This is a genomic window from Arthrobacter sp. KUASC02, from assembly GCF_059739395.1.
The window spans coordinates 4,473,979-4,486,397 of the sequence record NZ_AP046053.1 but is presented as its reverse complement, the minus strand read 5'-3'; the positions used below and the strand labels follow the sequence as shown (position 1 = coordinate 4,486,397).

12 protein-coding genes are annotated in these 12,419 nt (G+C 66.2%); 11 read left to right on the top strand and 1 reads right to left on the bottom strand.

Annotation, left to right across the window (positions count from 1 at the left end; translation table 11 throughout):
• Positions 1 to 2 precede the first annotated feature (2 nt).
• The 3 genes from AC6JAC_RS20635 (at position 3) to AC6JAC_RS20625 (ending at position 2,192) form a co-directional block, all read left to right on the top strand.
• The gene (locus AC6JAC_RS20635; RefSeq protein ID WP_028270609.1) at positions 3 to 395 is read left to right on the top strand and encodes a DUF1304 domain-containing protein; all 393 of its coding nucleotides are present in this window, start codon (positions 3 to 5) and stop codon (positions 393 to 395) included.
• A gap of 103 nt (positions 396 to 498) precedes the next feature.
• Positions 499 to 1,839 carry an acyltransferase family protein gene (locus tag AC6JAC_RS20630; RefSeq protein WP_497966446.1) on the top strand — a complete coding sequence of 447 codons (1,341 nt, stop codon included), beginning with the start codon at positions 499 to 501 and terminating at the stop codon, positions 1,837 to 1,839.
• The gene (locus AC6JAC_RS20625) at positions 1,836 to 2,192 is read left to right on the top strand and encodes a GNAT family N-acetyltransferase (RefSeq protein WP_497966444.1); all 357 of its coding nucleotides are present in this window, start codon (positions 1,836 to 1,838) and stop codon (positions 2,190 to 2,192) included. Before AC6JAC_RS20630 ends, AC6JAC_RS20625 begins: the two co-directional genes overlap by 4 nt.
• 27 nt (positions 2,193 to 2,219) lie before the next feature.
• On the opposite strand, the gene AC6JAC_RS20620 is transcribed toward AC6JAC_RS20625, so the two are convergent.
• Positions 2,220 to 2,957, bottom strand: a complete 738-nt coding sequence (locus AC6JAC_RS20620) for an ANTAR domain-containing protein (RefSeq protein WP_454697397.1) — start codon at positions 2,955 to 2,957, stop codon at positions 2,220 to 2,222.
• 128 nt (positions 2,958 to 3,085) lie between these two features.
• Here AC6JAC_RS20620 and AC6JAC_RS20615 point away from each other — a divergent pair, with 128 nt between their 5' ends.
• From AC6JAC_RS20615 to AC6JAC_RS20580, 8 genes are all read left to right on the top strand, one after another.
• The gene (locus tag AC6JAC_RS20615) at positions 3,086 to 3,769 is read left to right on the top strand and encodes a hypothetical protein (RefSeq protein WP_497966442.1); all 684 of its coding nucleotides are present in this window, start codon (positions 3,086 to 3,088) and stop codon (positions 3,767 to 3,769) included.
• Between the two features lie 176 nt (positions 3,770 to 3,945).
• The gene (locus AC6JAC_RS20610; RefSeq protein WP_043438256.1) at positions 3,946 to 5,916 is read left to right on the top strand and encodes a glycosyltransferase family 2 protein; all 1,971 of its coding nucleotides are present in this window, start codon (positions 3,946 to 3,948) and stop codon (positions 5,914 to 5,916) included.
• Positions 5,913 to 6,242 (top strand): STAS domain-containing protein, encoded by a 330-nt coding sequence (locus tag AC6JAC_RS20605; protein ID WP_454697399.1) that lies wholly within the window; start codon positions 5,913 to 5,915, stop codon positions 6,240 to 6,242. Before AC6JAC_RS20610 ends, AC6JAC_RS20605 begins: the two co-directional genes overlap by 4 nt.
• Positions 6,242 to 6,673 (top strand): ATP-binding protein, encoded by a 432-nt coding sequence (locus AC6JAC_RS20600; RefSeq protein ID WP_028270614.1) that lies wholly within the window; start codon positions 6,242 to 6,244, stop codon positions 6,671 to 6,673. Before AC6JAC_RS20605 ends, AC6JAC_RS20600 begins: the two co-directional genes overlap by 1 nt.
• Positions 6,674 to 6,901: 228 nt before the next feature.
• A complete protein-coding gene (locus AC6JAC_RS20595; protein WP_497966439.1) occupies positions 6,902 to 8,491 on the top strand; it encodes a pyridoxal phosphate-dependent decarboxylase family protein in 1,590 nt (529 codons plus the stop codon).
• Positions 8,488 to 9,897, top strand: coding sequence for a lysine N(6)-hydroxylase/L-ornithine N(5)-oxygenase family protein (locus AC6JAC_RS20590; protein ID WP_497966437.1), 1,410 nt, complete (start codon positions 8,488 to 8,490; stop codon positions 9,895 to 9,897). The genes AC6JAC_RS20595 and AC6JAC_RS20590 overlap by 4 nt, the downstream gene beginning before the upstream one ends.
• Positions 9,894 to 10,487: a GNAT family N-acetyltransferase gene (locus tag AC6JAC_RS20585; protein ID WP_497966436.1), complete on the top strand. Its 594-nt coding sequence runs from the start codon at positions 9,894 to 9,896 to the stop codon at positions 10,485 to 10,487. Before AC6JAC_RS20590 ends, AC6JAC_RS20585 begins: the two co-directional genes overlap by 4 nt.
• A complete protein-coding gene (locus AC6JAC_RS20580) occupies positions 10,484 to 12,373 on the top strand; it encodes an IucA/IucC family protein (RefSeq protein ID WP_497966434.1) in 1,890 nt (629 codons plus the stop codon). The genes AC6JAC_RS20585 and AC6JAC_RS20580 overlap by 4 nt, the downstream gene beginning before the upstream one ends.
• Positions 12,374 to 12,419: the final 46 nt, after the last annotated feature.

Below are 12,419 nucleotides of genomic sequence, written 5' to 3'. Positions count from 1 at the left end.
CCATGATCCCGGCCTCCCTCGTTTTCGCGTTTGTCGCTGCCCTGCTGCATGTCTACATCTTCACGATGGAGTCCGTCACCTGGACCCGGCCGGCCACCTGGAAGCGCTTCGGCGTCGCCTCACAGGCCGACGCCGAGACCACCCGTTCGCTGGCCTACAACCAGGGCTTCTACAACCTGTTCCTGGCCGTCGGAGCGCTGATCGGCGCGGGCGCGGTCATCCTCGGCCAGCCGGTAGCCGGCTGGACCCTCATCTTCGCCTCCTGCGGTTCCATGCTGCTGGCGGCCGCCGTCCTCGCCCTGACCGGGCGGAAGTACCTCCGCGCGGCCGCCACGCAAGGCACGACGCCGCTGCTCGCCGTCGTGCTCGGCCTCCTGGGGCTGCTGCTCGGCTAAGCCCGCGCCAATGCGCCGCCCGGCGTAGCTTCTGGTCCTTGACGGACGCCCGGCGGACAATGGACAGTACGCAGGGAATCGTTCCGCCTCGGTAGGGAGCGCAATGGGTGTTCCGCAGCAGCCGCAGCAGGCAGGCTCAGGGCAGGTCGCGCCCGCACCGGACCGCGACGCAGTGATCGACCTTGCCCGCTTCTTCTGCCTGGCCCTGGTGGTGGTGGGACACACCATGATGGTCAGCCCGGTACTCCACCCCGACGGCACGGTGACCACCGAAAACACCCTCGCGCTCCAGGACTGGTTCGAGCCGATCATCTGGATCTTTATGGTGATGCCGCTGTTCTTCGTTGCCGGCGGCATCACCGGACTGCAGTCCTGGCGGCGGCTCAAGGCCCGCGGCGGCAGCGGACTCGAGTTCGCCCAGGCCCGGCTGCTGCGCCTGATCCGGCCGGCCGCCGCCCTGCTGGCCGTGATGTTCGCCGGGCTGTGGGCGGCCCGGCTGTTCGGCGTGGAACCGCAAGTGGTGGAACTGATCGTCACCGGCGCAGGAATGCCCCTCTGGTTCCTGGCCGCATATCTGGCGGCCCAGCTGAACATTCCCCTGCTGGCGGCGCTCCATGACCGTGCCCCCTGGCTGTCACTGGCCGGCCTCACCGCGCTGGTGGTGGCAGTCGACTGCTTCCGCGGCACCCTGCCGCTGCTGGCGTACGCCAACATCCTGTTCCTGTGGTGCGCCGTCCAGCAGTTGGGGTTCGTGCTCGCCGATGCGCCACGGGAGAGGATCCGCGCCTCCACGCTGGTGGGCGTCATCGTCGCCAGCAACCTCCTGCTGGGGCTGGTGACGGGCCTGGGGCTGTACCGCGGCAACATGCTGGTGAACCTGAACCCGCCCAACTTCTGCCTGCTGCTGCTTGGCGCGGCCCAGACTGCGGCGCTCCAGCTCTCCCGGCCGGTGCTCACGGGTGTTGCGTCGGCGCGGTGGGTCCGGGCCGTGGTGGGGCTGGCCGGACGGCGCGCCATGACCGTTTACCTGTGGCACCTGCCGCTGCTGGCAGCCATGTCCGGGCTGCTCCTGCTGACCGATTTTCCCAAACCGCCGGCCGGGACCGCAGCATGGTGGTGGTCGCGGCCGCTGGTCCTGCTCGGCGTCATCGCGCTCCTGCTCCCGGTGCTGGCAGTGTTCGGGCGGCTGGAAGAACGTCCGACGGCGTCTGTCCACTCCCGCCGCCGGCCTCCCGCCGCGGTGGTGACCGCCGTCGTCGTCGTGTTTGTACCGGTGGCCGACGCAGCGCTCAACGGACTGACGCTCGCCCTGCTGGGCGGGGGAGCGGCGTGCTTCGCCCTGGCGGTGCTCCTGCTCGGCCGGATTCCGCCGCGTCCGTCCGCGCCGGGAGGCCGTAGCGGACCATTGCCACAGGCGCCTTTAAGTGCCAATGTCGAACCATGACGGAGAACACCGTATCCAGCGAAGACACGTTCAGTCCGGACGTCACCACCATCCGGAATGATGACCTGCACCGCTACGAACTGCGTGTCGGCGGGAAGCTGGCGGTCGAGTCGCGCTTCGTGGACAGACCCGGGCATGTGGACTTCATCCACACCGACACGGCGGCGGACTTCAAGGGACAGGGGCTGGCAAAGGTGCTGGCCCATTTCGCCCTCGATGACGTGGTGTCCGCAGGGAAGCGGATCATCCCGCATTGCCCCTTCATCTACGCCTACTTGAAGAAGCACGACGCGTACGAACAGTTCATCGACTGGCCCGAGCAGCCGCCCACGGACCAAATAACCGCGTCCTAGCGTCGGGCCCGTCTGGGGAGGGCAGGCTTAGTCGTCGAAGTGGGTGGACGGCGATTCCGGGGCGAACGACGCCACGAGCTTTTCCGCCACGTCACGAAGCTTCAGGTTCCGGCCGCTGGAGGCCTTGGTGAGGATGGACATCGCTTCCGCCTGCGAACACCGGTTCTGGCCCATGATGATGCCGGCTGCAAGGTCGATGGCGGTGCGGGACTCCATGGCCGCCCGCAGGTCCGCGGCCAGCTTTTGCTGCATGCCGATTCTTACCGCAAGGCGGAGCGCCTTCTCGGCCTGGGCGGCAAACTGTTCGGCTTTCTGGACCGCGGCGGCGTCGAAGATGTCCGGGGCCGCAACAAAAACGTTCAGTGCAGCGGCAGCGCCGGCGTCAAGCGTCAGCGGTACTCCGAGCACGCTGAACTGCCCCATGGAGGCAATGGCGTGGCCGTATTCCGGCCAGCGGGGGTCCGTGCGGGTGTCCCGGACCAGTACCGTGGTGCCCGTCGTCATGGCGTGGAGGCACGGGCCTTCGCCGAAGCCGTGCTGGATCTCGTCGAAAAGGCGGGCCGCCGGGTTGCTCCAGGCAGCCGTTGTGGTCCTGTGGTGCCGGCTCAGGGTCACGGCACAGGAAACATCCCGGCCGAGGGTGCGTGAGAGGGCGGCAGCTGAAAGCTCACAAAGCTCCGCAAGGAACCCGTTGACGTCGTCGCTGTTGATGACCAGATCCTGCAGCTGTTCGGCCACGGATGCGTCCAGCGTGATCTCGTCCATCCTCCAAGTCTAGGTCCGGTGGGAAGTGAAAGACCCGGCGCGGAGGGCAGCTTGTGGCGCGGTCAACAATTTCGTATGGTTTAGGTGAGTTATGAAGCTGGCTCTTGGATGTCTCTGTGGGAGAAGCCTTGAACCATAAATTGCGTGTGCTGGTCCGTGTGGACGTTGATCCCGGACGAGTGACCCTGGAAGTCTCAGGCTGCCTGACCCAGGCCAATTACCCCGTATTGCTTCACATCATGCGCCGCGGACGCCGCCTCTCCCCGCAGCAGGACATCACGGTGGACCTCCACAATGCGTCCCACCTTGACCCCGAGGTCCTGATGTACCTGCGCCACATCGCCGGAGGCAAGGCTGAGGGCGCCGCGAATACCGGGCATAGTGTGAGCGGCTCCGACGCGTTCCGCCTCACCCTCAATGAGCCGGCGGAAGTTCCCATCTGCCTGGAGCATGCCGGGCTGGCCGGCGGCGAAGAGGCCACGCTGGACAGCGAAATCAACGCCCTGCTGGATTCCGACGCTTCTGCCGGCCTGGACATCGACGAAAACCTGGCAGCGGCCGGGGAGCAGCGCACCATCGACGGCCTGGAGCTCTCCGAATACCTCGAGGGCAACCTGGATCCAGCCTCCACGGTCCGGGCATTGTCCGATGACGCCCTCGGGAAGCTGGCCGACGCCCTGTACCGTCATTTGGACACGCCGAGCCCTTCCTTCGGTGCACACACCTGGTACGAACTGGCCGCCGAGGAACTCCATGTACGGCACCTGACGGAGCCCGAAGGCCCGTCGCAGGAGGAAATCGCCGCGGGCTGACAGCCCGGTCCGCCGTCATCATCCGCTCCGCACCTTAGCCCTTTTCCGGCCGGGCGGATAAGGTTGGACTGACTCAGGACAGTCCGCCCTTCCACGCTCCTTTGGTCTCACTTCGGAGCCGGATCCCCACCGGGCGGCTGACTGAACGGACGAGGATCCAGGGGGACAGCCGGGCCATGACACCACGGCAACTGACCATCAGGCTTATTGTTTTGGCTACTGCCATCCTGGGCCTGAACTACATCATTTGGCGTTGGATGGTTTCCATCAACTGGGAAGCCTGGTGGATCGCGGTACCTCTGGTCCTGGCGGAAACCTACTCCCTGCTCGATTCCCTGCTGTTCGGCGTCACCATGTGGCGGTACAAGCAGCGGGACACTCCGCCGCCGCCGCCGGCCGGCCTCACGGTGGACGTTTTCATCACCACCTACAACGAGCCGTTCGACCTCGTTATGGGAACGGCCCGGGCAGCCAAGAACATCGCGTATCCGCACCGGACCTGGATCCTCGATGACGGCAACCGCGCCGACTTGCGGGCCATCGCCGAGGCGGAGGGCATCGGCTGGATCACCCGGTCCGAGGACTGGGCCAACCGTCCCCGGCACGCCAAGGCCGGCAACCTCAACAACGCACTGCTCGCCACGGACGGCGAGTTCATGCTGATCCTCGACGCAGACCAGGTGCCGGACCCGAAGATTCTCGACAACACGCTGGGCTATTTCAACAACCGCAGGATGGCCCTGGTCCAGACCCCGCAGGTGTTTGTCAACGTTCCGCCCAACGATCCACTGGGCAGCCAGGCGCCGCTTTTCTACGGGCCCATCCAGCAGGGCAAGGACGGCTGGAACGCGGCCTTTTTCTGCGGTTCAAACGCGATCATCCGGCGGGAAGCGCTGATGCAGCTGGGGGTCATGCGCTACGTCTCGGAAACAGAGCTGGCACTGAACAAGGCGCTCAAAACGGCGGACAAGGTGGTGGCCAAAGCGAGGCGCCAGCTTGGACCCGGGCAGGAACGGCTGGCATCCGCGCTCTCCACCTTGGCGACGGACCTGCAGCAGGTCCGTCGCGAGCTTAGCGAGGGGCAGGCCATTGCCGACGTCACCTACCGGTTCCAGGAACGCGTGGACGCCGTGGCCCGGAACCTGGTGGCGGAAGACTTCGCGGCGCTGCACGCTGAACTGAACTCCATTGAGGGGCTGTCCCGCACCATCGACGTGGACGGTTCCCTCGCCGTCGTCGACGACGTTGCCCTGGACAGGCTGTCCCAGCGCGACTGGTCCCCGCTGGGAGCGGTGGAAACCGTCCGCGTCCTGATCGATTCCGTCAACGCCGAGAAAGCCGGCGAGGCGCAGGCCGTGATGCCGCTGGCCACGATCTCGGTGACAGAGGACATGGCCACTTGCATGCGGCTGCATTCCCTCGGCTGGGAATCGGCCTACCACCACGAACGGCTGGCCGACGGCCTGGCCCCCGAAGACCTTGACTCGATGCTGACCCAGCGGCTCCGGTGGGCCCAGGGCACCATGCAGGTCATGTTCCGGGAGAACCCGTTTATGCAAAAGGGGCTCAGCCTGGCCCAGCGGCTGATGTACCTGGCAACCATGTGGAGCTATCTGTCCGGCTTCGCCGCGGTGGCCTACATCGCCGCCCCCGTCATCTACCTGACCCTCGGGATCCTCCCGGTCCAGTCCCTGAGCAACGAATTCTTCCTCCGGCTCATCCCGTTCCTGGTGATCAACCAGATCCTGTTCATGGTGGTGGGACGCGGGGTGAAGACGTGGCGCGGCCAGCAGTATTCGCTGGCGCTGTTCCCCACCTGGATCAAGTCCGTCACCTCCGCCTTCGGGAACGTGTTCCTGGGCCGGGACCTGGACTTCCGGGTCACCCCCAAGACACTGCAGGCACGCAGCCGGCTGCCGTGGCACCTGGTCCGGCCGCAGCTGATAGCCATGGCTGTCCTGGTCCTGGCGGCCGGAGTGGGCGTGATCCGGCTGTTGCTGGGTCAGGGCGATCTCCTGGGCAGCACCGTCAACTTTGTGTGGATAGCCTTCGACCTGCTGATCTTCAGCGTGGTCATCGAGGCCGTCCGCTACCCCGGCTATGATGCCTGGCTGGACAGCACCAAAAAGAAAGAGGGAAATCCATGATCGAATTCAACAACGAGACCCTGGCCAACGGGGTGGGCGTAATCCGTCCGGTGGGCCGGCTCAATATGGTGTCAGCACCGCACCTCGGCGCCAACATTGATGCCCTGATCAGCGACGGCACGGTCCGGCTGGTGGTGGACCTTGCCGGCACCGACTTCATTGACTCGTCCGGCCTGGGCGCCCTGATTACCGGGCTGAAGAAGACCCGGCAGGCGGGCGGAGACCTCCGGCTGGCCAACCCCACGGCACAGATCACGGCTGTCCTGGAAATGACCAACCTCAACAGGGTGCTGCAGCCGGTCGCCTCGGTAGACGGAGCCTATTGATGAGCAGCGAGTTCAGCCTGCGCGCCGCCGCGGTGCCCGAAAGCCTGGAGCTGATCCATGAGCTGCTCGAGGACGTCTGGGCGGGCGAACCCGGCATTGAACCCATGGACCGCATCAGGTTTGAAACGGCGCTGATCGAGGTGGCATCCAACATCATCGAGCACTCCCGCCCGGCCGGCACGGACCCCGTGCGGTTCGTCCTGGCAGTGGAGTGCGAGCCGGAGCGGCTCTTTGCCGAATTCACGGACAACGCCAGGCCCGCCGGCATCGACCTCACCGCTGCCGAGATGCCGGATGACATGTCCGGGAGCGGGCGCGGACTTGCCCTGGCCAAGGTGGCGTTGGACCAGTTTTCCTACGCCAAGGAGGATGGCGGGAACCGCTGGACACTGCTCTGCCGGCGCAAGTCGGCGGCCACCGCCGCGCACTGAGCCGGCCACGGCCGCGCACTCTACCGGCCACGGCTGCACCTGGAGCGGCAAATTCTGCCTCAATCATCTCCCGAACGACAGTCAATGACGCTCCATTGAGCCGGCAAAACCCCGCAACTCCGCCAATTTCATAATTAGCTCACAAAAGTTTGACTAAAAGGTTTACCTAAGTAAGGCTTGCCTTGCTACGTTAGCGCGCCTCCAAACGCCTACCAAAAGGAAAACCTTGTGACGCTGTTGCCCCGTGTGGACGAGAAACCCCTGGACCTGCCAGCCCCTGCCGGCGGGCACGATTTCGGCTCCCGGGTGGAGCTTGCCCTCGCCGCCACCAACCACCTTTTCAACTCCCGCAATGCGCCCCGTTACGTGGCTCAGGTGCTTCAGGGCGTCAACGCCGTGGCCACCAAGCTGGAGCGGACCACCAAGCCGTTTACCGGCGTCGGACCCGGGGAACTGCAGGCGCGCGTCGGTGCGGTTGACCTGGACCGCCCCCTGCCGGACACGGCTGCCGCGCTGGCGGAACTTGAAGAGGTGTACCTGAAGGACGCCGTTTACTTCCATGACGCGAAGTACGCGGCCCACCTGAACTGCCCCGTGGTGATCCCGGCGCTGGTGGGGGAGAGCATCCTGTCCGCCGTGAATTCGTCGATGGACACCTGGGACCAGAGCGCGGGCGCCACCATGATCGAGCGCAGGCTCGTCGACTGGACAGCTGAGCGGCTGTCCCTGGGTGACGCTGCCGACGGCGTGTTCACCTCCGGCGGCAGCCAGTCCAACTTCCAGGCGCTGCTTATTGCCCGCAACCATGCCGTGGCCGGGCTGCGGAAGCTCCCCGGCAATGAGTCCCTCCGGCTTCCCGCCCTGCTGGAGAAACTGCGGGTCTTCGCTTCCGAAGACAGCCACTTCAGCATCCGCAAGTCGGCCTCCATGCTGGGGCTGGGGTACGACGCCGTGGTGCCGGTGGCCATCGGGCCGGACCACCGGATGGACCCCGCCGCGCTGGCCGGTACGCTGGCGCAAACGGCCGACGCCGGGCTGGTTCCGATCGCTGTGGTGGGCACCGCCGGGACAACCGACTTCGGCGCGGTGGACCCGCTCGTCGAAATCGCCGCCCTGGCCCGGGCGTACGGGGCCTGGTTCCACGTGGATGCCGCCTACGGCGGCGGGCTGATGCTCTCCGGCCGCTACCGCCACCGGCTGGACGGGATCGGCCTGGCCGACTCCGTCACCGTGGATTTCCACAAGACCTTCTTCCAGCCGGTGAGCTCCAGTGCCCTGCTGGTCCGGGACCGCGCCATGCTGCGGCACGTGACCTACTACGCCGATTACCTCAACCCGGAGAGCGCCGCGCTGGCGGACATTCCCAACCAGGTGGACAAGAGCATCCAGACCACACGCCGCTTTGACGCCCTGAAGCTCTGGCTGACCCTCCGGATCATGGGCGCGGACGCCGTCGGCGCCCTGCTGGACGAGGCGATAGACCTTGCCGCACGCACCGGGCAGGCACTGGCCGCTGATCCCGACTTCGAGCTCGTTGCCGAACCCCAGCTCAGCACGCTCGTGTTCCGCTACCGCCCGCTCCTGGCCGACGGGTCGCGCCTCGACGAGGACGCCGCGGACACCCTCAACCCGGCGATCCGCGCCGCGGTATTCGCCTCCGGCGAGGCGGTGGTTGCCGGAACGAAGGTGGCCGGACGGCACTACCTGAAGTTCACCCTGCTGAACGCCGAGGCCACTCCGGAAGACATCAACACGATCATCAGCATGCTTCGCCGCACGGGTGAAGCGCTGCTGACCGGACAGGAGGCTGCAGCATGAGCACGTCCTCTCCCTCCAGCGCTCCAGGCTCCATCACCTCAAGCTCCAGCACCTCAAGCGAGGGGCGCATCTACGACTTCGCCGCAATCGGCGTCGGGCCCTTCAACCTGGGGCTCGCCGCGCTGACCGAGCCCATCGACGGGCTGGATGCCGTCTTCCTGGAACGCCGCGACTCGTTCGACTGGCACCCCGGCATGATGCTGGAACCGGCCCACCTGCAGGTCCCGTTTATGGCGGACCTCGTGACGCTGGCCGACCCCACTTCCCCGTATTCGTTCCTGAACTTCCTCAAGCAGACCGGCCGGCTCTACCGCTTCTACATCCGGGAAAACTTCTACCCACTGCGCGCCGAGTACAACCAGTACTGCCAGTGGGTGGCCGGCCGGCTCCGGTCGGTGCGGTTCGGCACGGACGTCCGGGAGATCACGTACGACGACGGCGTGTACACGCTCTCCGTGGACGGTCCCGCCGGGCCGGAGGTGCTGCGTGCGCGGCGGCTGGTGCTGGGCACCGGGACGTCGCCGTACGTCCCCGCGGCCTGTGACGGAATCGTCGAGGCGGCAGCCAACGGCGGGGGACTGGTCCTCCACAACGCCGAGTACCTGTCGAGGAAGAGTGAGCTGCAGAAGCAGCGGAGCATCACCATCGTGGGCAGCGGCCAGAGCGCGGCGGAAATCTACTATGAGCTGCTACAGGAGATCGACGTCCACGGGTACCAGCTCAACTGGGTCACCCGGTCCGGCCGGTTCTTCCCGCTGGAGTACACCAAGCTCACCCTGGAGATGACGTCGCCGGAGTATGTGGACTACTTCCACGGCCTCCCGGAGGAACAACGCGACGGCCTTATCAGGAGCCAGAAGAACCTGTACAAGGGCATCAACTCCGAGCTCATCGACGCCATCTACGACCTCCTCTACACCAAGAGCCTGGCCGGCATCGTGGACACGCAGCTCCTGACGCACGCTGCCCTCACCGGGGCCTCGTGGGACCCCGTCTCCGGCACCCACACCCTGCAGCTCCGGCACGAGGAGCAGGGCGCCGGCTACAAAATGGACACCGAAGCCGTGGTGCTGGCCACCGGCTACGGCTACCGCGAGCCGGAGTTCCTCGCCGGCGTGCAGGACCGGATCGCACGGGACGGCCGCGGCAGGTTCGCCGTCGAGCGCAACTACAGCACCGGCGTCGAACCCGGCGAGATCTTCGTCCAGAACGCGGAGCTCCACACCCACGGCTTCGTCACCCCGGACCTCGGCATGGCCGCCTACCGCAACTCCTGCATCCTGCGCGAAATCACCGGCCGCGAGGTCTACCCCGTGGAACAAAGCATCGCGTTCCAGCAGTTCGGGGTTCCCGCGCCGGCCGTGGCTGAACCGGGCATGTCTATGTCGACGGGGGTGAACGCATGAGTTTCGCGTTCCGTTGCTTCGACCCCGACACCGACGCACAACTCCTGCACAGCTGGGTAACCCGGCCCTATGCAGCCTTCTGGGGGATGCAGTCCGCGTCCGTGCAGGACGTTGTGCAGGAATACTCGAAGATCCAGTCCAGCGGTCATCACCACGCGCTGCTGGGGCTCGACGCCGGCGTTCCCGCCTTCCTGATGGAGGAGTACCTTCCGGGTTTCTCTCCACTGGCCGGCCGGTACGCCGTGCAGCCGGGGGACATCGGGATGCACCTGCTGGTGGCACCGCCGGCCGGTCCGCCGCGCCCCGGCTATACCGCCGCCGTGATGGAGACGGTCCTGGACCGGCTCTTCGCCAAGGACAAAGTGGAGCGCGTGGTGGTGGAGCCCGACGCCCGGAACCACAAAATCCATGTGCTTAACGAGCGGCTCGGTTTCCAGCCGGCAGGGGAGATCGCACTGCCGGACAAGCAGGCCCTCCTCAGCTTCTGCACCCGGGAGGCCTTCCATGCGGCCCGCGCCGCCCGTCATTCATCTCCGATCCGCCAGTCCCCGATCCAGCCATCTCCGATCCGCCAGGGAGTGTCACTTTGACCACCGCAGAACTTGAATCCGTCCTCACCGCAGCAAACGCCGCAACCCACCTCACGCCGGAACGCTGGGCCGTCGCCAACCGGCACCTGGTCCGCAAGGCGCTCGCCGAGTTCTCCCACGAGCGCATCCTCAGCCCGGAGCGGATCAGCGCCGAACGGATCAGCCCGGAGCGGATCAGCGCCGAACGGATCAGCCCGGAGCGGATCAGTGCCGGGGACTACCGGGTGCTCAGCGATGACGCCTCGGTTGAATACCGGTTCTCGGCCAGGGTGCTGCACCTTGAGCACTGGTCCGTGGATGCGGCCTCGATCAGGTGCAGCCGCGACGGCCAGGACGCACCCCTGGATGCGCTCCGGTTCATCACCGAATTCCGCGACACCCTGGGGATCAGGCCGGAGATGCTCCCGGTCTACCTTGAAGAGATCAGCAGCACGCTTGCCAGCCACGCCTACAAGCAGTGGATCGGCCAGCCGTCGTCCGCGGAACTGGCGGCAGGAGTGACCGGCGGAGCCGACGTCGCAACGGACTTCCAGGCCATTGAGCGCAGCATGACCGAGGGCCATCCCTGCTTCGTGGCCAACAACGGCCGGCTGGGTTTCGGCATCAGCGATTACCGCGCCTTTGCCCCGGAAACCGGCGCTCCCGTGCAGCTGGAATGGATCGCGGTCCACCGGAGCAAGGCGGTGTTCACCTCCAGCGAGGGCCTGGACTATGCAGCCCACCTTGACGCCGAACTGGGTGCGGGCACCCTGGCCTACTTCGACGCCGAGCTCGGTGCCCTGGGACTGGACCCTGCCGCGTATTTCCTGATGCCGGTGCACCCGTGGCAGTGGGAGAACAAGCTGACGGTGACCTTCGCGGCCGAGATCGCCCAGCAGCACATCGTGCACCTCGGGATCGGGGCGGACGGCTACCAGGCCCAGCAGTCCATCCGGACGTTCTTCAACACCGCGTCCCCGGAAAAGGCGTACGTCAAGACCGCCATGTCGGTGCTGAACATGGGGTTCATGCGCGGGCTGTCCCCGCAGTACATGAAAGCCACGCCGGCCATCAATGACTGGCTCCAGGACCTGATCGCCGGCGACGAGGCCCTGCAGGCCCGCGGGCTGGCCATGATCCGGGAGGTGGCGGCGATCGGATACCACAACGGCTACTACGAGGAAGCCGCGCCCAAGGATTCGCCCTACCGGAAGATGCTGTCCGCGCTGTGGCGCGAAAGCCCGCTGCCGCTTCTGGAGGAGGGGCAGCAACTTGCCACCATGGCCTCGCTCCTGCACACCGATTCCGCGGGCACACCCATGGTCTCCGCCCTGATTGAACAGTCCGGACTGGAACCCGGCGAGTGGCTGCGCCGGTACTTCGAGGCCTACCTCGTGCCGCTGGTGCACTGCCTGTACCGCTACGAACTGGCCTTCATGCCGCACGGCGAGAACGTGATCCTGGTGCTCCACAACGGGGTGCCTGTGCGGGCCGTCATGAAGGACATCGCCGAGGAAATCGTGGTGATGGGGAACCGGATCGAACTGCCGGACGCAGTATCGCGGATCAAGGCGGATATCCCCGACGACGAGAAGGTCCTGGCCATCTTCACCGACGTGTTCGACTGCATCTTCCGGTTCCTCGGCGCCCTCCTCGAGGAAGACGGCGTCCTCCGGGGCGAGGAATTCTGGCGCATCGCGGCCGGGACCATCCGCGATTACCAGGCGGAGCACCCCGAACTCGCGGACCAGTTTGCCCGGCACGACTTGTTCGCGCCCGACTTCCAGTTCTCCTGCCTCAACAGGCTGCAGCTGCGCAACAACCAGCAGATGCTGGACCTCGCGGACCCGTCCGGCGGCCTGCAGATGGCCGGCAGGCTGGTGAACCCGCTGGCAAAGTTCGCCTAGGAAGTTCACCGAGATGGCATGTCACGGCAGTCGTGGTCGCAGACAC

Coding starts and splice junctions, on each gene's coding strand:
- AC6JAC_RS20610 (WP_043438256.1), top strand. CDS start 3,946: ATGACACCACGGCAACTGACCATCAGGCTTATTGTTTTGGCTACTGCC.
- AC6JAC_RS20625 (WP_497966444.1), top strand. CDS start 1,836: ATGACGGAGAACACCGTATCCAGCGAAGACACGTTCAGTCCGGACGTC.
- AC6JAC_RS20620 (WP_454697397.1), bottom strand. CDS start 2,957: ATGGACGAGATCACGCTGGACGCATCCGTGGCCGAACAGCTGCAGGAT.
- AC6JAC_RS20630 (WP_497966446.1), top strand. CDS start 499: ATGGGTGTTCCGCAGCAGCCGCAGCAGGCAGGCTCAGGGCAGGTCGCG.
- AC6JAC_RS20590 (WP_497966437.1), top strand. CDS start 8,488: ATGAGCACGTCCTCTCCCTCCAGCGCTCCAGGCTCCATCACCTCAAGC.
- AC6JAC_RS20600 (WP_028270614.1), top strand. CDS start 6,242: ATGAGCAGCGAGTTCAGCCTGCGCGCCGCCGCGGTGCCCGAAAGCCTG.
- AC6JAC_RS20635 (WP_028270609.1), top strand. CDS start 3: ATGATCCCGGCCTCCCTCGTTTTCGCGTTTGTCGCTGCCCTGCTGCAT.
- AC6JAC_RS20605 (WP_454697399.1), top strand. CDS start 5,913: ATGATCGAATTCAACAACGAGACCCTGGCCAACGGGGTGGGCGTAATC.
- AC6JAC_RS20585 (WP_497966436.1), top strand. CDS start 9,894: ATGAGTTTCGCGTTCCGTTGCTTCGACCCCGACACCGACGCACAACTC.